This window comes from Brachybacterium sp. AOP25-B2-12 (assembly GCF_052378625.1).
Taxonomy (GTDB): domain Bacteria; phylum Actinomycetota; class Actinomycetes; order Actinomycetales; family Dermabacteraceae; genus Brachybacterium.
Genome location: NZ_JBQSXW010000005.1, coordinates 77,173 through 101,783 on the forward strand (window position 1 = coordinate 77,173; position 24,611 = coordinate 101,783).

Genomic DNA, 24,611 nt, shown 5'->3' on the forward strand with positions numbered 1-24,611 from the left:
CCGAGGCGTCCCGTCGCGTCCGGAGAACCCGATCAGGCCGGCAGGGCCGCCTCGACCGGATGCACCAGACCGTCCTCGAGGCCGTACCAGCCGCCCGCGATGAGCACGTCGCCGCGCTCGACCGCCTCGGCGACGATCGGGGACTCCGTGAGCAGGTCCCGCACCGTGCCGGCGACGTGGCGCGCCACGGCGTCGCGGGCCGGATCCTCGGGATCGAGGTGCCCGCGGGTCAGGTCCACCAGGATGTTCATGGCTCCCGGCAGCGGCGCGCCGTCGACCAGGTGGGCGACCGTCGCCGCGATCGCCCCGCACGACTGATGGCCCAGCACGTAGACGACCTTGACGCCGAGCTCGGCGACCGCGAACTCGATCGACGCCTGGGCCGTGCCCGAGCGCCCCATCACGTGCCCGGCGTTGCGCACCACGAACACGTCCCCGAAGCCCTGGTCGAACAGCAGCTCGACGCTGGCGCGGGAGTCCGAGCATCCGAGGACCACCGCGTACGGGGCCTGTCCGCCCTCGAGGAGGCGGCGGTGATCGGCCGTCTGGTGCGGGTGGGCGGGGGTCCCGGCGGCGAAGCGCCGGTTCCCGGCCACCAGGGCGTCGAGGGCTGCGCGGGGCGTGGCGACGGGGGACGATGCGGACATGCGTGATGCTCCTCGGGGTGGGCGTGCGGACGGCGACGTCAGTGTGGCACGATCCTTCGGTGGCCACGGATCTCGCCCGCCTGCACGCGGTGTTCGACCTCGCGATGCGCATCGGCGAGGGCATGCTCTCCAACGGAGCCGCGGCCTCCGAGGTCACGGCCACCGTCCTGCGTTTCATCACCTCCTCCGGGATCCGCAACGTCTCGGTGACCGTCACCTTCGACGAGGTCTCGATCTCGTACCTGCCCGACGACGCCTCGGCGCCCTTCACCCGGATCCGCTCCGCGGGGTACCGCGTGCAGAACTTCTCGCGCCTGGAGTCCTTCGAGACCGTCACCGAGGAGTACGTCCACGGGGTGCTGGACCTCGAGCAGGCCACCGCCCGGGTGCTCGACATCCCGCACAACCCCCGGATCTACCCGCCCTGGCTCATCGCCGCAGGCCTCGCGCTCATGGGCGGCGCGGCCGCGCTGGGGCTCGGCGCACGGCTGCTGGTGGTGTGCGCCGCGACCGCGACGGCGATCATCCTGTTCATCGTCACCGAGCAGCTCTACCGGTGGCGCTTCCCGGCCTTCTACGTGCAGGCGATCGGCGGGTTCGTCGCCGCGCTCGCCACGGTGCTGGTGCACGTGGTCGATCCGTCGAGCGACTCCTCGATCGTCGTGGTCTCGTGCCTGATCATCCTGCTCGCGGGCCTGACGTCGCTCGGTGCGATGCAGGACGCGATCACGGGCTGGTACGTGACCGCCTCGGGACGGATCCTGGAGACCCTCATGCTCACGGTCGGTCTCGTGGTCGGGGTGCGCGGCGGGCTGCTCGTGGCCGAGGCGATCGGCGCCGACGTCTCGGTGGGCGCGGCCCTGCCCGTGACCCTGGCCTCGGCCCTGCCCCTTGCGGTCTCCGGGCTCCTCATCGGCCTCGGATACGCGATCAGCGTCCAGACGCCCCACCGCTCGCTGGCCTGGTGCGCGGGGATCGCGGGACTGACGACCCTCGTCTCCTACGGACTCGGCGTGCTCGGGCTGGACCGGGTGTGGTCGGTCGGTCTCACCTCGCTCCTGGCCGGCGGGCTCGCCGTGCTGCTCGCCGAGCGTCAGCGCGCCCCCGCCCTGACCTTCGTCATGGCCGGTGTGGTCCCGATGGTCCCCGGCAGCCGCATCTACCGCGGCCTGCTCGCGGTGAGCTCCGATCTGCCCGACGGCGCCGGCCAGCTGTTCGAGGCGGGCGAGATCGCCGTGGCCCTCGCCGCCGGTGCCGTGCTGGGACAGGTGCTCGTCACGCGGCTGCAGCGCATGACGGGCCGCGCCGTCAGCGCCTTCACGCCGGTGATCGCGGCGCCGTTCACCACCATCCGCAGGCGGCGCCAGATCTCGACCCCGCGGGCACGCGCCGGTCGCAGGACCGCCACACCCACGGGTGCGATCATGGCGCTCGATCGCGCGTCCGTGCACGGCACGGACGATCCGAACCCCCCACTCGCCCAGCCTTCCCAGGAGACCCCATGACCGCGCACACCGTCGTCGCGACCGGAAGCTACTCGTCCAGCGGGAGGGGACGCGGAGCCGGCATCGATCTGCTCGCGGTCGACCCCGCGGTCCCGTCGCTCGCGCGGCTCGCGTCCCTCCCGATCGAGGACGCCTCGTTCCTCGTCTGGAGCCCGGACGGCACGCTGCTCTACGCCGTCCAGGAGACCAGCCCCACGCGTCTGGTCGCGCTGAAGGTCTCCACGGGTGCCGAGGAGGTCGAGCTCGCGGGCTCCCTCGACCTCACGGGCTCCGGCGGCTGCCACGTCGCCCACGGTGCCGTCGCCGGGACCCTCGTCGTCACCGACTACGGCTCGGGCCATGTCGAGGTGGTGGGCCTGGACGCGGACGGCCTCCCGGAGCGGGTCCTCGACGTGTGCGACCACACCACCTACCGCCACGGCGGCGAGCCCCACCCCCACCAGACCGTCCTGCTGCCGGGCACGCCGGGTCTCCTGGCGGTGAGCGACCTCGGGCTGGACCGGGTGTACGTCTACGCCCAGGCCGCCGACGGGTCGATCGACCTCGCCGGCGAGGTGGCGCTCTCGCGAGGCCAGGGGCCCCGCCACCTCGCGACCGACCACGAGAGCCGCTCGCTCTACATCGCCTGCGAGGTCTCCGGGGAGCTCGCGGTCGCCGTGCGCGCGCGCCCGGCACCGGGGTCGGCACCGTCCGGCGGCACCGAGCAGGCGTCCGGTGCCCCGGCGTGGAGCGTCGTCTCCGAGCAGCCCGCGAGCGGCACGGGGATCCAGGACTACGCCTCGCACATCGAGCTCACGGACGACGAGGCGCACCTGTTCGTCGCCAACCGCGGCCCCGACTCGATCTCCGTGCTGAGCCTGGGGCCGGCCCGGCCCGAGCTCGTCGCCGAGACCGAGGTGGGCGAGCACCCCCGGCACTTCGCCCGGATCGGCGACCTCGTCCTCGTGGCGGCCCAGGAGTCCGATCGCATCGACCTCCTGCGCTGGGACGGGACGCACCTGAGCACCGCCGCGACCCCCGTCCCCTCGCCGTCGGTGTGCTGCATCGCGCCCCGGCCATAATGGTCTCCGCCGCACCGACGGCACCTGCTCCCTGGAAGGACCCGACATGACCACTGCGCCCCACGGCGCCGCCGCCGAGCTCTCGACGGCCCCCGACCGCTCCCGCACCGCCGAGGCGCTGTCGGACCGCTTCACCGACGTGTACGGCTATGCGCCCGACGGTGTGTGGTCCGCGCCGGGGCGCGTCAACATCATCGGCGAGCACGTCGACTACCAGGACGGCCTGTGCCTCCCGATGGCGATCGAGCACCGCACGTTCGTCGCCGCCGCACGCACGCCCACCGACCTGCTGCGCCTGCGGTCCCTCCAGAGCGACGTCGTGTTCGAGATGCAGGCCAAGGACCTCGCCCCGGAGAAGGTCGAGGGCTGGCCCGCGTACGTCGCGGGCGTCCTGTGGGCGCTGCGCCCGTTCTTCTCGGGCTCCCAGACCCGCGGTGCGGACGTGCTCGTCGACGGGTACGTGCCCCTGGGTGCCGGGCTCTCGTCCTCGGCGGCGCTCGAGTGCGCGGCCGCCGAGGCCTTCGAGGCGCTGTTCTCCCTCGGGACGACGCCCCTGGACCGCGTGCGGGCGTGCATCTCCGCCGAGACGGACTTCGCGGGGGCGCCGACGGGGGGACTGGACCAGTCGGCCTCGATCCTGTGCAGCGAGGGCAACGCCCTCCTGCTGGACTGCCGCGACCTCTCCACGCGCGACGTCCCGTGGGACCTGGGCTCCCAGGGGCTCGCGCTGCTCATCTGCGACACCCGCGCCGAGCACTCCCACGTCGACGGCGAGTACGTCGCCCGGCGACGGGACAGCGAGGCGGCGGCCCGCGCGCTCGGCGTCCCGACGCTGCGCGACGTGGACCCGGCCGGTCTCGACCAGGCGCTCGAGCGCATCGAGGACCCGACGGTGCGGCGACGTGCCCGGCACGTGGTCACCGAGATCCAGCGCGTGCGCGATGTCGTCGCCCTGCTGTCCCGGGGGAGCATCCGCGCGCAGGTCGACGAGGTCGGAGCGCTCCTGAACGCCTCGCACGACTCCCTGCGGGACGACTACGAGGTGACGGTGCCCGCGCTCGACGTGGCGGTCGACGCCGCCCGGGCAGCAGGGGCCCACGGTGCCCGGATGACCGGCGGCGGCTTCGGGGGCAGCATCATCGCCCTCGTCGAGTCCGATCGCGCGCAGGCCACCGCCCAGGCGATCACGGACGCGTTCGTCGAGCAGGACCTCGGGACTCCCGAGTTCTTCGTGTCGTTGCCCGCGGACGGCGCCGGCCAGGAGCGTTGAGCCCCGGGGCCCGTCCGCTCAGGCGGCCGAGGCGCCGTCGGCGGGGGACGCCGGCGCGGACCCGGATCCCGGCGGCGCCGCGAGCCAGCCGTACACGCGCGCGAGCATCGAGCGCTTCTCGGCGTCGCCCGCGCGCGAGGCGCGGATCGAGTCCGCGGCGAGATGGGCGATCGCGGCGTCGTCCAGACCGATCGAGCGTGCCGTGACGTACTGGTCCAGCAGCCGCGAGCCGAAGATCAGGGGGTCGTCCGCGGACAGCGCGATGCGGGCGCCCGCGTCGATCAGGCGTCGCAGCGGCACCTCCTCGGGGGAGGCGTAGACCCCCAGGGCGGCGTTCGAGCCCGGGCAGACCTCCAGCGCGATCCCCGCCGCGACGATCCGGTCCAGCAGGCGAGGGTCCTCCGCGGCCCGCACCCCGTGTCCCAGGCGGTCCGGCGCCAGATGGTCGAGCACCTGGCCCACGTGCCGCGGGCCCAGCAGCTCGCCGCCGTGGGGGACGCTCGCGAGCCCCGCCTCCCGCGCGATCCGGAACGCCGGCGCGAAGTCCTCGGTGTCGCCGCGGCGCTCGTCGTTGGAGAGCCCGAAGCCGACCACCGGGCCTGCGTGACGGGCCGCCAGGCGGGCGAGCGTCCGCGCGTCGTAGGGGTGGCGCGTGCGGGAGGCCGCGACGATGATCCCCAGGCTCACCCCGGTCGCGCGCTCGGCGGCGCGGGCCTCGTCGAGCACGATCTCCAGGGCGGGCGTGATCCCGCCGACGAAGGGGGCGTAGCTCGTGGGGTCGACCTGCAGCTCGAGGCGCACGGACCCCTCGGAGGCGTCGTCCTCGGCGGCCTCGCGGACGATCCGCCGCATCTCCGTCTCGGAGTCGACCACCGCCCGGGCGGCGTCGTAGTGCCGCTGGAAGCGGAACCAGCCGCGCGCATCGGGCTCGACCTGCAAGGCCGCAGAGCTCGCGAGGCCGCGGGGCAGCCGCATGCGTCGGCGCTCCGCGAGCTCGAGCAGGGTCCGGGGCCGCATGGACCCGGTGAAGTGCAGGTGCAGGTGCGCCTTGGGCAGGGCGCGCAGGTCGCGCCCGTCGCCGCCGGGGGTCACCGTGCCAGGAGCGCGGCCACCCGGTCGACGCCCTCGGCCAGGTCGGCGTCGGCCAGGGCGTAGGAGAACCGCAGGTGACCGGGGGCGCCGAAAGCCTCTCCGGGGACGATCGCGACCTCGGCATGCTTGAGGATCGCGGCCGCGAGGTCTCCGGAGGTCTCGACGCGGGTGTCGCCGATCGTGCGGCCGAGGACTCCCGTGACGTCCGGGAAGACGTAGAACGCACCCTCGGGGACGGGCACCGTGAACCCCTCGATCGCCGAGAGCTTCTCGACGATCGTGCGGCGGCGGCGGTCGAAGGCGATCCGCATCTCCTCCACGGCGTCCATCGGGCCGTCCAGCGCCGCGATCGCGGCCCGCTGGGCGATGTTGTTGACGTTCGACGTCAGGTGCGACTGCAGGTTCGACGCCGCGGCGACGATGTCGGCGGGGCCGATCATCCAGCCCACGCGCCAGCCGGTCATCGCGTACGTCTTGGCGACGCCGTTGAGCAGGACGCAGGTGTCCGCGAGCTCGGGCACCGCCGACAGCACCGACGTGAACGGCGTCCCGTCGTACGTCAGGTGCTGGTAGATCTCGTCGGAGATCACCCAGATCCCGTGCGCGAGCGCCCAGCGGCCCAGCTCCGTGATCTGCTCGGGGCTCCACACGGCCCCGGTCGGGTTGGACGGGGAGCACAGCAGCACGGCGCGGGTGCGCTCGGTGCGGGCCGCCTCGAGCTGGGCGATGGTGGGCAGGTAGCCCTGGTCGGCGCCGGCCAGCACCGGCACCTCGCGGGCACCGGCCAGGCGGATCGCCTCGGGGTAGGTGGTCCAGTACGGCGCGGGCAGGATCACCTCGTCGCCGGGATCGAGCACGGTCGCGAAGGTCTGGTAGACGGCCTGCTTGCCGCCGTTGGTCACGAGCACCTGGCGGGGCTCGACGGTCACGCCGTCGGTGCGCTCTGTGGCGCGGACGACGGCCTCGCGCAGCTCGGGCAGCCCGGCGCCGGGGGAGTAGCGGTGGTTGCGGGGGTCCGCCGCCGCCTGCTGGGCGGCCTCGACGATCGGGGCGGGGGTCGGGAAGTCCGGCTCCCCGGCACCGAAGCCGATCACGGGGCGCCCGGCGGCCTTCAGAGCCTTGGCCTGGGCGTCGACGGCGAGCGTGGCCGATGGCGAGATCGCGCCCACGCGGCGCGAGACGCGGCGTGCCGCCGCGGGGGAGGTGGATGCGGACCCGGTGCTCTGACCTGTGTTCATCACCCCACCCATGGTGTCAGAGGGTGCCTCCGTGTGCCAGGAGGTCCCGCACCTCGGCCCGGGAGCGGCCACGCGGTCCGGCCCGGCGGCGGTGTGAGGTGACGCGCCAGGATTGGTGCCCGATCCGCGGCCTCGCTATGCTGTCCGCTGGCCCTGTGGTCGGCGCGCCCTCGGGCGCTCCGGGCCGGACGTCCTCCGGGACGCCCCCACGAGGTCGCCTATCATGGGACGTCGGCCGCGGGCCGAGGTGCCGGGAGGCATGAAGGGCAGTGGCGCAATTGGTAGCGCAGCGGTCTCCAAAACCGCAGGTTGCAGGTTCGAGCCCTGTCTGCCCTGCTCCCCCGTCCGGACGTCGGTCCGGGCGGGAGCAGATGATCTCGACGACACCGGACGGAGGGTTCGTGAGCTCCACGCAGCACAGCGCGTCGACCCGCGGCGCACAGGACCCCGACGAGAAGCCCTCGAACCCGATCGCGGCGCTCATCACGTTCGTCCGCCAGGTCGTGACCGAGCTGCGCAAGGTGGTCGTCCCCACCCGACGCGAGCTCGCCGGCTACACGGTCACGGTGCTCGGGTTCGTCTTCGTGATGATCTTCATCGTGTTCGGTCTGGACGCAGGGTTCCACTGGCTCTCCCGCCTCGTGTTCACGAGCGGCGGGGCCTGAGCCCGGCGCACCGAGCGCACCCCCCGCGCCGCCCCGGCGGCCGCACCGACCGACAGACGAGCAGAAAGCAGGTTCACGGTGGCAGACGAACTCGCCCACGAGACCCCTGAGACCCCCGAGCAGGACACCGCGTCCGAGGGCTCGTACGACGGGACCCTCGCGTTCTCCTCGTCCGAGAAGCCCTCCGTCACCGAGGCCGAGGAGGCCCTGGTCGAGGTCGGGGACCCCGACGCCCTCGCAGGTGCCGAGCACGAGGAGCCCGGCGCCGCCGCCGGGACCCCCGTCGAGGAGGCCCCGGACGTGACCGACGAGTCCGACGCCGCGGCCGCCGTGGCCGAGGAGTCCGAGGAGACCGAGGAGGACCCGGTCGACGTGCTGCGTCGCCAGCTCCGCGGCGCCCTGGGCGACTGGTACGTCATCCACTCCTACTCGGGTCACGAGAACCGCGTCAAGACGCAGCTGACCACCCGCATCGAGACCCAGGACATGGAGGAGTTCATCTTCCAGATCGAGGTCCCCATGGAGGATGCGACCGAGGTCAAGAACGGTCAGAAGAAGATCGTCCGCCGCGTCCGGATCCCCGGCTACGTGTACGTGCGGATGGACCTGACCGACGAGTCGTGGCGCGTCGTGCGCGACACGCCCGGCGTCACCGGCTTCGTGGGCAACGCCACGAGTCCGACCCCGCTGACCTTCGACGAGATCTTCTCCGTGCTCGCCCCCTCGGTGGGCCTGCCCGAGAAGAAGCGCGCCGCGGCCTCCGGCAAGGCCGCCGCCGCGCAGAAGATCCCCGACTTCGAGGTGGGCCAGTCCGTCACCGTCATGGACGGCCCCTTCGAGACGATGCCGGCCTCGATCGCCGAGATCGACAACGAGCACCGCAAGCTGCGGGTCCTCGTGTCCATCTTCGGCCGCGAGACCCCGGTCGAGCTCGCCTTCGACCAGGTGACCCGCATCTGACATCGGCCCGACCGATGTGACCTGACCGATAGCCCCGGCGGACGCCGACGGCTATCGTCGATCCTCGGCGCGCTCGACGCGCCGGAACGCGCGACCCCCGTGGTCGCGTCCCGTGGGAGGGGACCGGACAGGTCCCCGCCCGAACCACAGGAGAGTAAGGAAGAGCAATGCCTCCCAAGAAGAAGGTCAAGAGCCTCATCAAGCTCCAGATCCAGGCCGGAGCGGCCACCCCCGCCCCGCCCGTGGGTCCGGCGCTCGGTGCGGCCGGCGTCAACATGATGGAGTTCGTCAAGGCGTACAACGCCGCGACCGAGCACCAGCGCGGGAACATCATCCCGGTCGAGATCACCGTCTACGAGGACCGTTCGTTCACGTTCGTGACGAAGACGCCCCCGGCCGCGGAGCTCATCAAGAAGGCCGCCGGGCTGCAGAAGGGGTCTGCGACCCCGCACACGGACAAGGTCGGTTCCATCACGATGGCACAGGCTCGCGAGATCGCCGAGACCAAGATGCCTGACCTGAACGCGAACGACATCGACGCGGCCGCGAAGATCGTGGCCGGGACCGCGCGGTCCATGGGCATCACGGTGGAGGGCTGATCACGATGGCATTCCGGAGCAAGGCATACAAGGACGGCGCCGCCAAGATCGAGGACGGCCGCCAGTACGCGCCGCTGGACGCCGTGCGTCTGGCCCGCAAGACCTCCGCGACGAAGTTCGACGCCTCCGTCGAGGTCGCGATGCGTCTGGGCGTCGACCCGCGCAAGGCGGACCAGATGGTCCGCGGCACCGTGAACCTCCCCAACGGCACCGGCAAGACCGCCCGCGTGATCGTGTTCGCCTCCGGCCCTCAGGCCGAGGCCGCGCGTGCCGCGGGTGCGGACGAGGTCGGCGACGACGAGCTCATCGAGAAGGTCGCCGGCGGCTGGACCGACTTCGACGCGGCCGTGGCCACGCCGAACCTCATGGGCAAGGTCGGCCGTCTGGGCCGCGTGCTCGGCCCCCGCGGCCTCATGCCCAACCCCAAGACGGGCACCGTCACGATGGACACCGCCAAGGCGGTCTCGGACATCAAGGGCGGCAAGATCGAGTTCCGCACCGATCGTGCGGCGAACCTGCACTACATCATCGGCAAGACCTCGTTCTCCGAGGAGAAGCTGGTGGAGAACTACGTCGCCGCCCTCGAGGAGATCCTGCGGCTGAAGCCGTCCTCCTCCAAGGGTCGCTACATCACGAAGATCACGGTGTCCACGACCATGGGCCCCGGCATCCCCGTGGACGTGACCCGGACGCGCAACCTCGCCGAGGACACCGACGAGGCCTGAGCCCCGTCGTCCCGAGGTCACGAGACCCCCGCACCCGTCGTGGTGCGGGGGTCTCGTGCGTCCGGGAGCGGTGCGAGGCGCGCGGCCGCGAGGGCCCGATGGGCCCGTCAGCCCTCCGGCACGTGCTTCCAGATGACCCCCGGCTCGCCCGGCAACCTGTGCTCGGTGCGGACGTCGTCGATCTCGCCGAGGGCTTCGGCATCCTGACGGGTCAGGTGCAGACGGACCTGGGAGGGTTCGATGAACTCCCACCCGCGTTCCTGCCCGACGTCGATGGACAGCACGACGTCGGGGGAGGTCAGCACGGTTCTCTGGCCCAGTGCCGCCGCGCGGGCCAGGGGCACGAACAGGCTCTGGGAGTCGGAGCCGCCGAACTCGATGACGAGGTCGTCGAGCTGCTCCGTGACGCGGAGCGTCTGGGCGAAGAGCGAGCGGGTCGTGCGCCGGCCCTCGTCGACCGCGACGGTCTCCTGCACGCGCGCCCAGAGCTCGGGGTCGGTCTCCATGCCGGGACGATCGAGCCGGGTCAGCGCCGCGCCCTCGCTCTGGGCCAGGAGGGCGAGCACCGATCGGGTGTCCCCGGTCTGCACGGCCACGAGCTCCTCGGCGGTGATGCCCACGGCGCCCACGAGGTCCACGGTCCCGTGCGGGGTCACCAGGGTGACGGGGTGCAGGGGGTCGTCGAGGAAGGCCAGGGCGCTGAGACCGGTGAGGGCCGCGCCGGAGTCCAAGGCGATGGGGCCGTTGGCATCGAGGTGGTGGCCGGCCCGGATCACGTTGTGGGAGCGGAAGGTGTAGCGCGCGAGGTTCTGCATCAGTCCCACCACCCAGGCGGGCGCGGTCGCCTCCGGATCCGCGGCCGCGGGGTCGACGAGCCGGAACGTCATCTCGATGCCGAAGCCGGAGGGGAACGCCGCCGGGTCGTCCGTGGGAGAGCCCGCCTCCCGGCGCTGGTCGAGGTCGTCGCCGAACAGGTCGGTGTATCCGAAGGTGACGTAGTGCCAGTGGGGCACCGGCTCGGAGGCCCGGTACGCGGAGACCCCGGTCAAGGGGTCGTTGCCGCCCAGCCGGTAGGACAGCAGGGTTCCCCAGTGCTGCGGCTCCTGCCCGGGGTAGGCCGCGGTGAAGACCGCTTCGAGCGCGTCCCAGCCGACCGCCTTGTCGTCGTCGCCATCGTCATCGCCGTCGTGGTCGCCAACGTCATCGACGTCGTCCGCCGGCGTGACGGCCGGCGCTGTGGTCTGGCGCGCCGGTCCCGCGGCCTCGTCGGGCGCCTCCGCGGTGGAGGTCGGGGTCGTGGTCGGCTCCGGCACGGGATCTGGGCCCTGCCCGTGGTCGCGTCGTCCGAAGAGGCGTGAGAGGAAGCTCATACTTCGAGCATATCGGGCGCGATCGTCGGACTCGGGCGGGCCGGCCCCGGGCCCGCCCGGCCCGGGGCCGGCGGGCTCACTCGACGAGCTTGTCAGCGGTGGCCTCCGCCGCGGTCTGCTCTGCCAGGGCGCGGAAGGACTCCGGCGCCTCGGGCAGCGGCTCGAAGACGGGACCGCTCCCGGGGGTCCACACGAAGTTCCCGCGCAGGGCCGGGTCCAGGTCCGGGAAGTCGTCGCGGTTGTGGCAGCCGCGGGTCTCGCGCCGTTCCCGTGCGCACTCGAGCGTGGCGCGGGCAGCGAGCAGCGAGCCCTGCAGGTCGAAGGCGTGCGCGAGGTCCTCGAAGCCGGCGATGTCGGGATGCGCGGTGACGTGGCGCCCGCGGTCCTCGAGGTCCTCGAGGAGGCCGAGCCCTCGGGAGAGCCGGTCCTCGGTGCGCACCACCCCGGCGTGGCCGGTCATGAGGTCGCGCACGGCGCGCTGGAGCATGCGGGGAGGCTGGGTGCCCCGTGCCGTGAGGAACCCGTCCACCTCGCGGCGGGCCTCCTCGACGGCCTCGGGGTCCCGCCGCACCACGGAGCGTCCGGTGACGTAGGCGGCGGCGTCGGCCCCGGTGATGCGGCCGTAGACCATGAGCTCGATGAGCGAGTTGCCGCCGAGCCGGTTGGCCCCGTGCAGTCCCGAGGAGGCCTCGCCGATCGCATACAGCCCCTCGACCCCGGTGCCGTGGTCCTCCGCGCGCACCCACACGCCGCCCATCGAGTAGTGGGCGGTGGGCGCGATCTCGATGGGGCCCTGGGTGATGTCCTTCATCTGCAGGTCGATCACGGTGCGGTACACCCGGGGCAGCCGCTGGAGGATCGTGCTCTCGGGCAGGTGGGAGACGTCCAGCCAGACGCCGCCGTGCTCGGTGCCGCGGCCCTCGCGGATCTCGGTGTCGCACGCTCGCGCGACGCGGTCGCGGGTGGACAGCTCGCGGCGCACGGGGTCGTAGCGGTCCATGAACCGCTCCCCGAGCGCATTGGTGAGGATCCCGCCCTCGCCCCGGGCGGCCTCGGAGATCAGGGTGCCGGCGGCGTCCTCGGGCTCGATGAGCCCCGAGGGATGGAACTGCACCAGCTCCGCATCACGGATCTGGGCGCCCGCGAGCGCCGCGAGGCGGAAGGAGTCCCCGGTGTTCTCGTCGCGCCGCGACGAGGTGTGGCGCCAGATCCGGGTGTGCCCGCCGGCTGCCAGGATCACCGTGTCGGCGTGGATGAGCACCCGCTGTCCCGTGACGATGTCGAAGCCGAAGGCGCCGAACACCACGCCGTCGGCCACGAGCAGCCGCGTGATGTAGAGGGTGTCGACCACCTGCACGTCGAGCTCTGCGACGCGCCGCAGGAGGGTCCGCTGGATCTCCAGGCCGGTGTAGTCCCCGGCGTAGCTGGTCCGGCGGTAGGTGTGGGCGCCGAAGAAGCGCTGGGAGACCCGGCCGTCGGCCTCCCGGGCGAACGGCATGCCCCAGCGCTCGAGGTCCTCGATGCCGATCGCCGCATCGCGGCAGACGGTCTCGACGATCGCGGGGTCGGCCAGGAAGTAGGACTCGCGCAGGGTGTCGGCGGCGTGCTGCTGCCAGGAGTCCTCGGGATCCATGGTCCCCAGGGCGGCGTTGATGCCGCCGGCGGCCAGGGTGGTGTGCGCGTCGTGACGCCGGCGTTTGCCGACCGCGAGCACGTCGATGCCGCGCTCGGCGAGTTCGATGGCCGCGCGGAGCCCGGCGCCGCCGGTGCCGATCACGAGCGCGGAGGCGGACAGGATCGTCGGGGCGTCATCGCCGGAAGGAGCCATGCCGACGACCGTAGGGTCCCGCCGATGATGCGTCCAATGCATAGCATGCATCGGAGCGATACCATCGACGCATGACAATGCGGATGGAGCAGCTGCGGGCCTTCGCGGCGGTCGTCCGGACCGGCTCGTTCACCCGGGCGGCCGATGCGGAGTTCATGACCCAGCCGAGCCTGAGCCGGCAGATCGCGGCGCTGGAGCGCGAGGTGGGGGCCCCGCTGCTCGTGCGGCACCCCGGCGCAGGAGGGGAGCTCACCGCCGCGGGTGAGGTGCTGCTGCCGATCGCCCGGAGGATCCTCGCCGACGAGGAGGACGGACGCCGGCGGGTGGCCGAGGTGCTCGGACTGCGACGGGGACGGGTGCGGATCGGTGCACCGCCGACGGTGTGCGCGACCGTCCTGCCCGAGGTCTTCGCGGACTTCCACGCCCGCCACCCCGGGATCGAGCTCGAGGTGAGCGAGGCGGGATCGCGTCAGCTCGTCGAGGAGCTCGCCCGCGGAGCCGTCGACCTCGCGGTCACCGTGACCCGCCCCGGCACCGCCGAGAGCCCCGCGGTGACGCATCGGGCGCTGTTCAGCGAGGAGCTCGTCGTCGCCTCGGCACGGGAGGGCGGCGACGTGACGGGCGCCCACGGAGGGGCGTCGATGACCCTCGCCGCCGTCGCCCGCGAGCCCCTCGTCGCCTTCGGGCGCTCCTATGACCTGCGGGCCGCGATCGACGCCGCCTTCGAGACCGCGGGCCTGGGCCCCCGCGTCGTGCTCGAGGGCGCGGAGATGGACGCGGTCCTGCGATTCGTCGAGCGCGGGCTGGGGGTCGCGGTGGTCCCGGCGACCGTCCTGCATGACCAGAGCGGGCTGCGGCTGCGGCGCCTGACGGATCCGGTGCTGCGCCGCACCGTGAACCTCTCGCGCCGCGCGGGCGTCGAGCCGGGCCCGGCCGTCCTGGCCATGGAGCGCGCGATCCGGCACCGGGTGGACGAGCTCGTCGCCCCGGGTCAGGCGCTGCGCGACCTCGTGGTCGTCGCCGAGGACCGGGGCCCCGGTGCGGCGGGGGAGAGCGCCCAGGAGCGGGCCCAGGAGCGGGGCGGGCAGGACGCCGGCCCGGTGTGACCCACGCCCCGGGCATCCCGGTGGCGCCGGCCGTGTCGCGGCCGTACGATGGACGCACCGAAGACCGCCGGTTGCCGTGCTCGACCTCGAGGACGACCGAAGTACTCCCGCACGGGAGGGCCTGCGCAGGTGCATCGAACGACCTTCAGCATGACAGGCCCACGCATCGCGTGACCTGTCGACTGCCGGGCCTCGACACCTGCGTGTCGGGGCCTTTTCCGTGTGCACCCCCGGGTGCGGGACCTTCACCGGCGCCTGAGACCTCTGGAAGGAGGGCCATGGCGAAGCCCGAGAAGGTGGACGCCGTCGCCGAGCTCACGGAGCTGTTCCGTGAGTCCGACGCCGCGCTGCTCACCGAATACCGCGGACTGTCCGTGCAGAAGCTCAAGCAGCTGCGACGCGCACTCGGAGACGAGGCGCACTACGCCGTGGTGAAGAACACGCTGACCGAGATCGCCGCCCGTGAGGCCGGCATCGACGCATTCGAGGGCCAGCTCTCGGGTCCGACCGCCATCGCCTTCATCAAGGGTGAGCCGGTCGGGGCCGCGAAGGCCCTGCGTGACTTCGCCAAGGAGAACGACAAGCTCGTCGTCAAGTTCGGCTACTTCGAGGGCAAGCTGCTCTCGAAGGACGACGTCACCAAGCTCGCGGACCTCGAGTCCCGCGAGGTCCTGCTGGCCAAGGCCGCGGGCGCCCTCAAGGGCTCCCTGTCCAAGGCCGCTGCCGTGTTCCAGGCGCCGCTGTCCAAGACGGTGCGCACCGTGGACGCGCTGCGCGACAAGCAGGAGGCCGCCTGAGCCTCCGGCTCGGGTGACCCTCTGCCCCACGCATTCCCAGCGCCGGGCGCACCACCGGCCCGGACGCGCTGAGAACCGGACGGCCCTGCCGGGACGACCGGGAAAGACCTGGCGCACGAGCGCCGCACACCCCAGGACGGGGCCCGCACGACGCGGGTCCTCCCAACAGGAAGGAACGCCACCATGGCGAAGCTCAGCAACGACGAGCTCATCGAGGCTTTCAAGGAGCTCTCCCTCATCGAGCTCTCCGAGTTCATCAAGCAGTTCGAGGAGGTCTTCGACGTCACCGCCGCAGCCCCCGTCGCGGTCGCCGCCGCCGGTGGTGCCGGTGCCGCCGACGCCCCCGCCGAGGAGGAGCAGACCGAGTTCGACGTCATCCTCGACTCGGTCGGCTCGGCCAAGATCGCCGTCATCAAGGAGGTGCGCGCTCTGACGGGCCTCGGTCTGAAGGAGGCCAAGGACCTCGTCGACGGCGCCCCCAAGGCCATCCTGGAGAAGGTCGCCAAGGATGCGGCCGACAAGGCCAAGGAGCAGCTCGAGGGCGCAGGCGCCTCGGCCTCGGTCAAGTGATCCCGGCGCTCCGGCGCTGACCGCAGGTCCTCCTGCAGCATCGAAGGGCCGTCCCGCACCACGCGGGGCGGCCCTTCGTCGCACCCGTGGCAGGATGACCGCCATGCTCCGCTGCGCCGTCACCACCTGGAACCGCGACGGCACCGGCCCCGTCTCGCGCGAGTCCGATCCCGCCGGCGCCGTCGCCGCCCTCCGGGACCGCGACGAGCTCGTGTGGGTCGACGTGCTCGCCCCGACGGTCGCCCAGCTGTCCGAGCTCGGGCGCGACCTCGGGATCCGCGGGCTCGAGATCGAGGACGCGCTGGCGCCGGGGGAGCGCCCCAAGGCGGCACGCCACCAGGGGCATTCGGCCTTCGTCGTGTACGCGCTGACCCCGCGGGAGGACGTCGCCGCGGCGATCGCCGCGGACGCGGATCGGCGGCGCGCGATCGAGGCCGACGACGAGGCCGAGGACCCGGGGCGGTCCCCGGCCGCCGCCGCCATCGATGCCGTGCTCGAGGGGGAGGGGCGCGCGGGCTCCTTCGGACACGCGCTGTTCCGGCCCACCCGCGTCTCGGGCTTCGTGTTCCCCGGCGGCCTCCTGACCGTGCGCAGCGACGAACGGCTCGGCGCCTCCGAGCTGCTGACGCGCTGGACCGAGGTGGGGGACATCCGCCAGATGGGGCCGCACGCGCTCGTCCAGGGCCTGCTGGACCTGATCGTCGACGGCTACTCGGCCGCCGCGCAGTTCCTCGACGACCGGATCGAGGATCTCGAGGACGACCTCTTCTCGCCCGACGGCCGTCTCGACGGTTTCCAGCGCCGCGCCTACGCGATGCGCAAGGAGCTCGTGGCGCTGCGCCGGGTGGTGCTGCCCATGCCGGACGTGCTGGGGGTCCTGTGGCGGCGCCGGCCCGAGGGGGAGGGCGGCACCCCGCACCTCGACGCGCTGTTCGCGGACCTCGCCGACCACGTCCTGCGCGTCACGGAATGGACCGAGTCGCTGCGGGACATGATCTCCACCGTGTTCGAGACCCACCTGTCCCTCCAGGACCAGCGACTGAACCAGATCATGAAGAAGCTCGCCGGCTGGGCCGCCGTGATCTCGGTCCCCACGCTGGTCACGAGCTGGTTCGGGATGAACGTGCCCTATCCCGGGAACGGGAAGCCGGTGGGCCTCATGTTCGCGCTGGCCCTCGCGCTGGTGCCCGCGATCCTCATGTGGTGGGCCATGCGCCGGCGCGACTGGCTGTGATGCGCGCGCGCCCGCTTGACTCCGCGGCGCGCACCCTCCATCCTTGTGCCCAACGAGAGCCGCACCTGCCGGGCTCCCGCGCCCGCCGCCGACGTCGGGGATCCCGGGAGCAGCACCGCACAATCGGGCAGGTGGCTCCGCCTTCCGCGCCAGGCATATGGTGGTCGACGCGGATGGGACCGAGGTGTGCGACACATCTCTTGTCTCCATCCGTGGTACTTTGCTATGCTCAGTCTTTGCGCTGAGCTGTCAGTCGCCTCCCCCGCCGCCCTGTCGTCAGACATGGCAAGAGGGGACGTGTGCTGCCCCGGCCGCGCGCCCACTGTCGTCGGCCTGTGGAAGGACCCCCCTTTGGCTGCCTCGAGCACCGATCTCATCACCGAAACCGCCCGTCGGACCGCGTCGCCCCGCGTGACGTTCGCAAAACTGGGCGACCCGCTGGACGTCCCGGACCTCCTGTCCCTCCAGACCAAGAGCTTCGACTGGCTGCTCGGGAACGAGCGCTGGCAGGCGCGCGCCGAGGCCGCCGCCGCCGCCGGTCGCGAGGACGAGCCGCAGACCTCCGGTCTCGCGGACATCTTCGAGGAGATCTCCCCGATCGAGGACTTCGCGGGCAACATGTCCCTGTCCTTCCGGGACCACACCTTCGACGACCCGCGCTACACGGTCGACGAGTGCAAGGAGAAGGACCTCACCTACGCCGCTCCGCTGTACGTCATCGCGGAGTTCATGAACAACGAGACCGGTGAGATCAAGACCCAGACGGTCTTCATGGGCGACTTCCCGCTCATGACCGACAAGGGCACGTTCATCATCAACGGCACCGAGCGCGTGGTCGTCTCGCAGCTCGTGCGCTCCCCGGGCGTGTACTTCGAGGACTCGATCGACAAGACGAGCGACAAGCGCATCTTCTCGACCAAGGTCATCCCCTCGCGCGGCGCCTGGCTCGAGTTCGAGATCGACAAGCGCGATCAGGTCGGCGTGCGCATCGACCGCAAGCGCAAGCAGTCGGTCACGACCCTGCTGCAGGCCCTGGGCCTCTCGCACAGTGACATCCTCGAGCAGTTCGGCGAGTTCGAGTCCATGCGCTCGACGCTCGAGAAGGACAAGATCTCCTCGCAGGACGAGGCGCTCATGGACATCTACCGCAAGCAGCGTCCGGGCGAGCCGCCCAGCCGCGACGCGGGCGAGGCCATGCTCAACAACCTGTACTTCAACGACAAGCGCTACGACCTCGCCAAGGTCGGCCGCTACAAGATCGACAAGAAGCTGGGCCTGGACGCGCCGCTGGCGCAGTCGACCCTCCAGCTCGAGGACATCGTCGCCGCGATCAAGTACATCGTCGCCCTGCACGACGGCGTCGCCGAGTACGACTCCGCGACCGGGCGCACGCTGCGCGTGGAGACCGACGACATCGACCACTTCGGCAACCGTCGCATCCGCGCGGTGGGCGAGCTCATCCAGAACCAGGTCCGCACCGGCCTGTCGCGGATGGAGCGCGTCGTGCGCGAGCGCATGACGACCCAGGACGTCGAGGCCATCACCCCGCTGACGCTCATCAACATCCGTCCCGTGACCGCGGCCATCAAGGAGTTCTTCGGGACCTCCCAGCTGTCGCAGTTCATGGACCAGAACAACCCGCTGTCGGGACTGACGCACAAGCGTCGCCTCTCGGCGCTGGGCCCCGGCGGCCTGTCGCGCGACCGCGCCGGCATGGAGGTCCGCGACGTCCACCCGAGCCACTACGGGCGCATGTGCCCGATCGAGACCCCCGAGGGCCCGAACATCGGCCTCATCGGCTCGCTCGCGACGTTCGCGCGGATCAACCCGTTCGGCTTCATCGAGACGCCGTACCGCAAGGTCACCGACGGCCAGGTCTCCGAGGAGATCGTCTACCTGACCGCCGACGACGAGGACCGCCACATCATCGCCCAGGCCAACGCGCGCCTGGCCGACGACGGCCGCTTCCTCGAGGACCAGGTGCTCGTGCGCCTGTCCGGCGGCGAGCCCGACCTCGTCCCGGCCTCCGAGGTCGACTACATGGACGTCTCCGCCCGCCAGATGGTGTCCGTCGCGACCGCGATGATCCCCTTCCTCGAGCACGACGACGCCAACCGCGCCCTCATGGGCGCGAACATGCAGCGCCAGGCCGTGCCGCTCCTGCGTGCCGAGATGCCGCTGGTCGGCACCGGCATGGAGCGTCGCGCCGCGGTCGACGCCGGCGACGTGGTCGTCGCAGAGAAGGCGGGTGTCATCGAGGACCTCTCGGCGGACCTCATCTCCGTGATGGCCGACGACGGCACGCGCCAGACCTACCCGATCGGGAAGTTCCAGCGCTCGAACGCGGGCAACTGCTACAACCAGCGCGTCCTGTGGAACGAGGGCGAGCGCGTCGAGGCGGGCTCGATCCTGGCCGACGGCCCCTCCACCGACGAGGGCGAGCTCTCGCTCGGCAAGAACCTGCTGGTCGCGCTCATGTCGTGGGAGGGCCACAACTACGAGGACGGCATCATCCTGTCCTCGCGCATGGTCCAGGACGACGTCCTCACCTCGATCCACATCGAGGAGCACGAGGTCGACGCCCGCGACACCAAGCTGGGCCGCGAGGAGATCACCCGCGACATCCCCAACGTGGGCGACGACGTCCTCGCCGACCTCGACGAGCGCGGGATCATCCGCATCGGCGCCGAGGTCGAGCCGGGCGACATCCTGGTCGGCAAGGTGACCCCCAAGGGCGAGACCGAGCTGACCCCCGAGGAGCGTCTGCTGCGGGCGATCTTCGGCGAGAAGGCCCGCGAGGTGCGCGACACCTCGCTGCGCGTCCCGCACGGCGAGTCCGGCACCGTCATCGGCGTCCAGGTCTTCGACGACGACGAGGACGGGGACATCCTGCCCACCGGCGTCAACGAGATGGTGCGCATCTACATCGCCCAGAAGCGCAAGATCACCGGCGGCGACAAGCTCGCCGGGCGCCACGGCAACAAGGGCGTCATCGCCAAGATCCTGCCCGTGGAGGACATGCCCTTCCTCGAGGACGGCACCCCGGTCGACATCATCCTGAACCCGATGGGCGTCCCCGGACGCATGAACATCGGCCAGGTCATGGAGACCCACCTCGGGTGGGTCGCCAAGAACGGCTGGGATCTCGACAAGGACGCGGAGGTCGCCCAGGACCTGCCCGAGTCGGCCCTGCACGGCGAGCCCGGCACGCCCGTCGCGGTGCCGGTGTTCGACGGCCTGTCCGGCGAGGAGCTCAACGCCCTCATCGCCTCGACGACCCCCAACCGGGACGGCGAGCGGATGATCAAGCAGGACGGCAAGGCGCGCATGTTCGACGGCCGCTCCGGCGAGCCGTTCCCCGAGCCGATCTCGGTGGGCTACATGTACATCCTCAAGCTCCACCACCTGGTCGACGACAAGCTGCACGCCCGCTCGACCGGCCCGTACTCGATGATCACGCAGCAGCCGCTGGGCGGTAAGGCCCAGTTCGGCGGCCAGCGCTTCGGCGAGATGGAGGTGTGGGCGCTCGAGGCGTACGGCGCCGCGTATGCCCTCCAGGAGCTGCTGACCATCAAGTCCGACGACATCTCCGGCCGCGTCAAGGTCTACGAGGCGATCGTCAAGGGCGAGAACGTCCCCGAGCCCGGCATCCCGGAGTCCTTCCGGGTGCTGCTCAAGGAGATGCAGTCGCTGTGCCTGAACGTCGAGGTCCTGTCCTCCGACGGTCGGAGCATGGAGGTCCGCGAGAGCGACGAGGACGTATTCCGCGCCGCCGAGGAGCTGGGCATCGACCTGTCGCGCCGTCCCCACGAGGGCGTCGGCTCCATCGAAGAGGTCTGACGGACAGGGTGCGGGCCGCAGGCGGCGCACAGCGTCGCCGGCCCGCACCTCACCCCGGACCCTGATCCATCAGACCCAACGTTCTCAACGTTTTTCGATCCGAGAGAAGGACATCTGTGCTCGACGTCAACAACTTCGACGAGCTGCGCATCGGTCTTGCGACGGCCGATGACATCCGCACCTGGTCGCACGGCGAGGTCAAGAAGCCGGAGACCATCAACTACCGCACCCTCAAGCCCGAGATGGACGGCCTGTTCTGCGAGCGCATCTTCGGTCCCACCCGGGACTGGGAGTGCTACTGCGGCAAGTACAAGCGCGTCCGCTTCAAGGGCATCGTCTGCGAGCGCTGCGGCGTGGAGGTCACCAAGTCCAACGTGCGCCGTGAGCGCATGGGTCACGTCGAGCTCGCCGCTCCCGTCACCCACATCTGGTACTTCAAGGGTGTCCCCAGCCGTCTGGGCTACCTCCTGGACCTCGCGCCCAAGGACCTCGAGAAGGTCATCTACTTCGCGGCCTACATGATCACCGGGGTGGACTCCGATGCCCGCCACGAGGACCTGCCGGACCTCCAGGCCCGGCACGACCTCGAGATCAAGGAGCTCGAGAAGGAGCGCGACGCGGCGATCAACACCCGCGCGGTCTCCGCCGAGCAGGATCTCGCCAAGCTCGAGGAGGAGGGGGCCAAGGCCGACGCCAAGCGCAAGGTCCGCGACTCCTCCGAGCGCGAGCAGGCCCAGATCCGCAAGAAGTACGACGCCGAGATCGACCGCGTCACCGCCGTGTGGGAGCGCTTCAAGAACCTCAAGGTCGCCGACCTCGAGGGCGACGAGCAGCTCTACCGCGCGATGAAGCTGCGCTACGGCACGTACTTCGAGGGCGGCATGGGTGCCGAGGCCATCCAGAAGCGTCTGCAGGACTTCGACCTGGACGCCGAGGCCGAGACGCTGCGCGAGATCATCGCCACCGGCAAGGGCCAGAAGAAGGCCCGTGCGCTCAAGCGCCTCAAGGTGGTCTCCGCCTTCCGCAGCACCACCAACTCGCCGGTCGGCATGGTCCTCGACGCCGTCCCGGTCATCCCCCCGGACCTGCGCCCGATGGTCCAGCTCGACGGCGGTCGTTTCGCGACGTCCGACCTCAACGACCTGTACCGCCGCGTCATCAACCGCAACAACCGCCTCAAGCGGCTGCTGGATCTCGGCGCTCCCGAGATCATCGTGAACAACGAGAAGCGCATGCTGCAGGAGTCGGTCGACTCCCTGTTCGACAACGGCCGTCGCGGTCGTCCGGTCACCGGACCGGGCAATCGCCCGCTGAAGTCGCTCTCGGACATGCTCAAGGGCAAGCAGGGCCGGTTCCGCCAGAACCTGCTGGGCAAGCGCGTGGACTACTCGGGTCGCTCGGTCATCGTCAACGGCCCCCAGCTGCACCTGCACCAGTGCGGCCTGCCCAAGGGCATGGCTCTGGAGCTCTTCAAGCCCTTCGTCATGAAGCGGCTCGTGGACCTCTCCCACGCGCAGAACGTCAAGGCCGCCAAGCGGATGGTCGAGCGCGCGCGCCCCGAGGTCTGGGACGTGCTCGAGGAGGTCATCACCGAGCACCCGGTGCTGCTGAACCGTGCGCCCACCCTGCACCGTCTGGGCATCCAGGCCTTCGAGCCGCAGCTCGTCGAGGGCAAGGCCATCCACCTGCACCCGCTCGTGTGCGCCGCCTTCAACGCGGACTTCGACGGCGACCAGATGGCGGTCCACGTGCCCCTGTCGGCCGAGGCGCAGGCCGAGGCCCGCATCCTCATGCTGTCCTCGAACAACATCCTCAAGCCCTCCGACGGTCGTCCCGTGACCATGCCCGCCCAGGACATGATCATCGGTCTGTACCACCTGACGACGGTCAAGGACGAGGCCGAGGGCGCCGGACGCGCCTTCTCCTCGGTGTCCGAGGCGATCATGGCCAACGACGCGGGACAGCTCGACCTCAACGCCCCCGCGCGGATCCGCTTCACCGATCTCGTGCCGCCGGTCGGCTGGGAGGCTCCCGAAGGCTGGTCCGAGGGTGACCCGATCACGCTGACGACCACCCTGGGCACGGTCTACTTCAACGAGACGCTGCCGGTCGACTTCCCCTTCGTCGAGGGCCAGGTCGGCAAGAAGCGTCTGGGCGGGATCGTCAACGAGCTCGCCGAGCGCTACCCCAAGGGTCAGGTCGCGGCATCGCTGGATGCCCTCAAGGCCTACGGATTCTCGTGGTCCACGCGCTCGGGCGTCACGTTCGCGTTCTCGGACGTCGTGGCCCCGCCCGACAAGGCGGAGATCATCGCGCGCTACGAGGCCAAGGCCGCCCAGGTCCAGGAGAACCGCGATCTGGGTCTCGTCTCCGAGGTCGAGCGCAACTCCGAGCTCATCGACATCTGGACCGAGGCGACCAACGAGGTCGACCAGGCCATGCGTGCCAACTTCGCCCGCGACAACACCATCTTCCGGATGGTCGACTCCGGCGCCCGCGGCAACTGGATGCAGATCCGTCAGATCGCCGGCATGCGCGGCCTCGTGACGGACCCCAAGGGCGAGATCATCCCGCGTCCGATCCTCTCAAACTACCGCGAGGGTCTGTCGGTGCTCGAGTACTTCATCGCCTCGCACGGCTCCCGCAAGGGGCTGGCGGACACGGCGCTGAAGACCGCGCAGTCGGGCTACCTCACGCGTCGTCTCGTGGACGTGTCCCAGGACGTCATCGTCCGCGAGGACGACTGCGGCACGCCCAAGGGGCTCGTGCTGCCGATCGGCGTCGAGGAGGCGGGCGTCGTCCGCGAGGCCGACGACGTCGAGACGACCGTGTACGGCCGCACGCTGGCCACCCCGGTCCTCGCCGAGGACGGCACGGAGCTCGCCCCGGCGGGTGCCGATGTGGGCGACGAGCTCATCGCGCAGCTCATCGCCGCAGGCGTCACGGAGGTCAAGGTGCGCTCCGTGCTCACCTGCGACAGCGCCGTGGGCACGTGCGCCAAGTGCTACGGCCGTTCGCTCGCGACCGGCCAGCTCGTCGACATCGGTGAGGCCGTCGGCATCGTCGCGGCCCAGTCGATCGGCGAGCCCGGCACGCAGCTGACCATGCGGACGTTCCACACCGGCGGCGTCGCGAGCGCCGACGGCGACATCACCCACGGTCTGCCCCGTGTCCAGGAGCTCTTCGAGGCCCGTACCCCGGCCGGCTTCGCGCCGATCACCGAGGTCGCCGGCCGCGTCGAGATCGAGGAGACGGACAAGCAGCGCCGGATCACCGTCACGCCCGACGACGGCTCCGAGCCGGTGGTCTACACCGTCTCCAAGCGCGTCACGCTGCGCGTGGCCGACGGCGAGTCCATCGCGGTGGGCCAGCAGCTCACCCAGGGCTCGGTGGACCCCAAGCAGGTCCTGCGGATCCTCGGCCCCCGCGCGGTGCAGCAGCACCTCGTGGACGAGGTCCAGAAGGTGTACAACTCCCAGGGCGTGGACATCCACGCCAAGCACATCGAGGTCATCGTGCGGCAGATGCTGCGCCGCGTGACGATCATCGAGTCGGGGGACACCGACCTGCTGCCCGGTGACTTCGCCGAGCGCGTGGTCTTCGAGCGGGAGAACCGTCGGATCGTCGCCGAGGGCGGCCAGCCGGCCTCCGGCCGTCCGGAGCTCATGGGCATCACGAAGGCGTCGCTCGCGACCGACTCGTGGCTGTCCGCCGCGTCCTTCCAGGAGACGACGCGCGTCCTCACCGAGGCCGCGCTGAACCGCCGCAGCGACAAGCTGATGGGTCTCAAGGAGAACGTGATCCTCGGCAAGCTGATCCCGGCGGGCACCGGCCTGTCACGGTTCCGCGACATCGAGGTCGAGCCCACCGACGAGGCCAAGGCCCAGATGTACCAGGTGCCCGGGTACGACGAGCTGGACTACTCCGGCTTCGGCAGCCCGCAGTCCCCGGTCAACCTCGACGACTTCGACTTCTCGGATCCGTTCCGCTCGGACTTCCGCTGATCGTCGCGTCGCACGCACCGGAGGGCCGGTTCCCGCAGCAGCGGGGACCGGCCCTCCGGCCGTTCGCGGGAGCGCGGACGTGACGCCGCCGACGTCGAGC

18 protein-coding genes and 1 tRNA gene are annotated in these 24,611 nt (G+C 71.4%); 14 read left to right on the forward strand and 5 right to left on the reverse strand.

The window, feature by feature from the left end:
* Positions 1-32: 32 nt before the first annotated feature.
* A complete protein-coding gene (locus ACT3TZ_RS05330; RefSeq protein ID WP_444582358.1) occupies positions 33-647 on the reverse strand; it encodes a carbonic anhydrase in 615 nt (204 codons plus the stop codon).
* 59 nt (positions 648-706) lie between these two features.
* On the opposite strand from ACT3TZ_RS05330, the gene ACT3TZ_RS05335 reads away from it, so the two are divergent.
* The 3 genes from ACT3TZ_RS05335 to galK are packed head-to-tail and all read left to right on the forward strand — an operon-like array spanning position 707 to position 4,483.
* On the forward strand, positions 707-2,152 hold the full coding sequence (locus tag ACT3TZ_RS05335; RefSeq protein WP_444582359.1) for a threonine/serine ThrE exporter family protein: 1,446 nt from the start codon (positions 707-709) through the stop codon (positions 2,150-2,152).
* The gene (locus tag ACT3TZ_RS05340; RefSeq protein WP_444582360.1) at positions 2,149-3,213 is read left to right on the forward strand and encodes a lactonase family protein; all 1,065 of its coding nucleotides are present in this window, start codon (positions 2,149-2,151) and stop codon (positions 3,211-3,213) included. The genes ACT3TZ_RS05335 and ACT3TZ_RS05340 overlap by 4 nt, the downstream gene beginning before the upstream one ends.
* A 46-nt stretch (positions 3,214-3,259) precedes the next feature.
* Positions 3,260-4,483, forward strand: coding sequence for a galactokinase (gene galK / locus ACT3TZ_RS05345; RefSeq protein WP_444582361.1), 1,224 nt, complete (start codon positions 3,260-3,262; stop codon positions 4,481-4,483).
* A gap of 18 nt (positions 4,484-4,501) precedes the next feature.
* Here galK and ACT3TZ_RS05350 read toward each other — a convergent pair whose 3' ends face one another.
* Together ACT3TZ_RS05350 and ACT3TZ_RS05355 are read right to left on the reverse strand one after the other, a co-directional pair.
* On the reverse strand, positions 4,502-5,575 hold the full coding sequence (locus ACT3TZ_RS05350; protein WP_444582362.1) for an adenosine deaminase: 1,074 nt from the start codon (positions 5,573-5,575) through the stop codon (positions 4,502-4,504).
* Complete coding sequence (locus ACT3TZ_RS05355; RefSeq protein WP_444582474.1) at positions 5,572-6,813, reverse strand: pyridoxal phosphate-dependent aminotransferase; 1,242 nt, start codon at positions 6,811-6,813, stop codon at positions 5,572-5,574. Before ACT3TZ_RS05355 ends, ACT3TZ_RS05350 begins: the two co-directional genes overlap by 4 nt.
* A 263-nt stretch (positions 6,814-7,076) precedes the next feature.
* Here ACT3TZ_RS05355 and ACT3TZ_RS05360 point away from each other — a divergent pair.
* The 5 genes from ACT3TZ_RS05360 (at position 7,077) to rplA (ending at position 9,762) form a co-directional block, all read left to right on the forward strand.
* A tRNA-Trp gene (locus ACT3TZ_RS05360) sits at positions 7,077-7,149 on the forward strand.
* Between the two features lie 65 nt (positions 7,150-7,214).
* Positions 7,215-7,478, forward strand: coding sequence for a preprotein translocase subunit SecE (gene secE, locus ACT3TZ_RS05365; protein WP_444582363.1), 264 nt, complete (start codon positions 7,215-7,217; stop codon positions 7,476-7,478).
* Between the two features lie 78 nt (positions 7,479-7,556).
* Positions 7,557-8,438 carry a transcription termination/antitermination protein NusG gene (gene nusG / locus ACT3TZ_RS05370; RefSeq protein ID WP_444582364.1) on the forward strand — a complete coding sequence of 294 codons (882 nt, stop codon included), beginning with the start codon at positions 7,557-7,559 and terminating at the stop codon, positions 8,436-8,438.
* A 167-nt stretch (positions 8,439-8,605) separates the two neighbouring features.
* Positions 8,606-9,037: a 50S ribosomal protein L11 gene (gene rplK, locus ACT3TZ_RS05375; protein WP_444582365.1), complete on the forward strand. Its 432-nt coding sequence runs from the start codon at positions 8,606-8,608 to the stop codon at positions 9,035-9,037.
* A gap of 5 nt (positions 9,038-9,042) precedes the next feature.
* Complete coding sequence (gene rplA, locus ACT3TZ_RS05380) at positions 9,043-9,762, forward strand: 50S ribosomal protein L1 (protein ID WP_444582366.1); 720 nt, start codon at positions 9,043-9,045, stop codon at positions 9,760-9,762.
* 107 nt (positions 9,763-9,869) lie between these two features.
* On the opposite strand, the gene ACT3TZ_RS05385 is transcribed toward rplA, so the two are convergent.
* A complete protein-coding gene (locus ACT3TZ_RS05385) occupies positions 9,870-11,132 on the reverse strand; it encodes a suppressor of fused domain protein (RefSeq protein ID WP_444582367.1) in 1,263 nt (420 codons plus the stop codon).
* A gap of 76 nt (positions 11,133-11,208) precedes the next feature.
* Positions 11,209-12,960 carry an L-aspartate oxidase gene (locus tag ACT3TZ_RS05390; protein WP_444582368.1) on the reverse strand — a complete coding sequence of 584 codons (1,752 nt, stop codon included), beginning with the start codon at positions 12,958-12,960 and terminating at the stop codon, positions 11,209-11,211.
* A gap of 71 nt (positions 12,961-13,031) precedes the next feature.
* Between ACT3TZ_RS05390 and ACT3TZ_RS05395 the strand changes: the two genes are divergently transcribed.
* The 6 genes from ACT3TZ_RS05395 to ACT3TZ_RS05420 all read left to right on the forward strand — a co-directional run bounded on the left by ACT3TZ_RS05395 (position 13,032) and on the right by ACT3TZ_RS05420 (position 24,511).
* On the forward strand, positions 13,032-14,066 hold the full coding sequence (locus tag ACT3TZ_RS05395; RefSeq protein ID WP_444582369.1) for a LysR family transcriptional regulator: 1,035 nt from the start codon (positions 13,032-13,034) through the stop codon (positions 14,064-14,066).
* 278 nt (positions 14,067-14,344) lie between these two features.
* A complete protein-coding gene (rplJ, locus tag ACT3TZ_RS05400) occupies positions 14,345-14,863 on the forward strand; it encodes a 50S ribosomal protein L10 (protein WP_444582370.1) in 519 nt (172 codons plus the stop codon).
* Positions 14,864-15,046: 183 nt separating this feature from the next.
* Positions 15,047-15,433, forward strand: coding sequence for a 50S ribosomal protein L7/L12 (gene rplL, locus ACT3TZ_RS05405; RefSeq protein WP_444582371.1), 387 nt, complete (start codon positions 15,047-15,049; stop codon positions 15,431-15,433).
* A 103-nt stretch (positions 15,434-15,536) separates the two neighbouring features.
* Entirely contained in the window at positions 15,537-16,667 is a 1,131-nt protein-coding gene (locus ACT3TZ_RS05410) for a magnesium transporter CorA family protein (RefSeq protein ID WP_444582372.1), read from the forward strand.
* Between the two features lie 351 nt (positions 16,668-17,018).
* Positions 17,019-20,507 (forward strand): DNA-directed RNA polymerase subunit beta, encoded by a 3,489-nt coding sequence (gene rpoB, locus ACT3TZ_RS05415; RefSeq protein ID WP_444582373.1) that lies wholly within the window; start codon positions 17,019-17,021, stop codon positions 20,505-20,507.
* Positions 20,508-20,623: 116 nt separating this feature from the next.
* The gene (locus tag ACT3TZ_RS05420) at positions 20,624-24,511 is read left to right on the forward strand and encodes a DNA-directed RNA polymerase subunit beta' (protein ID WP_444582374.1); all 3,888 of its coding nucleotides are present in this window, start codon (positions 20,624-20,626) and stop codon (positions 24,509-24,511) included.
* Positions 24,512-24,611 lie beyond the last annotated feature (100 nt).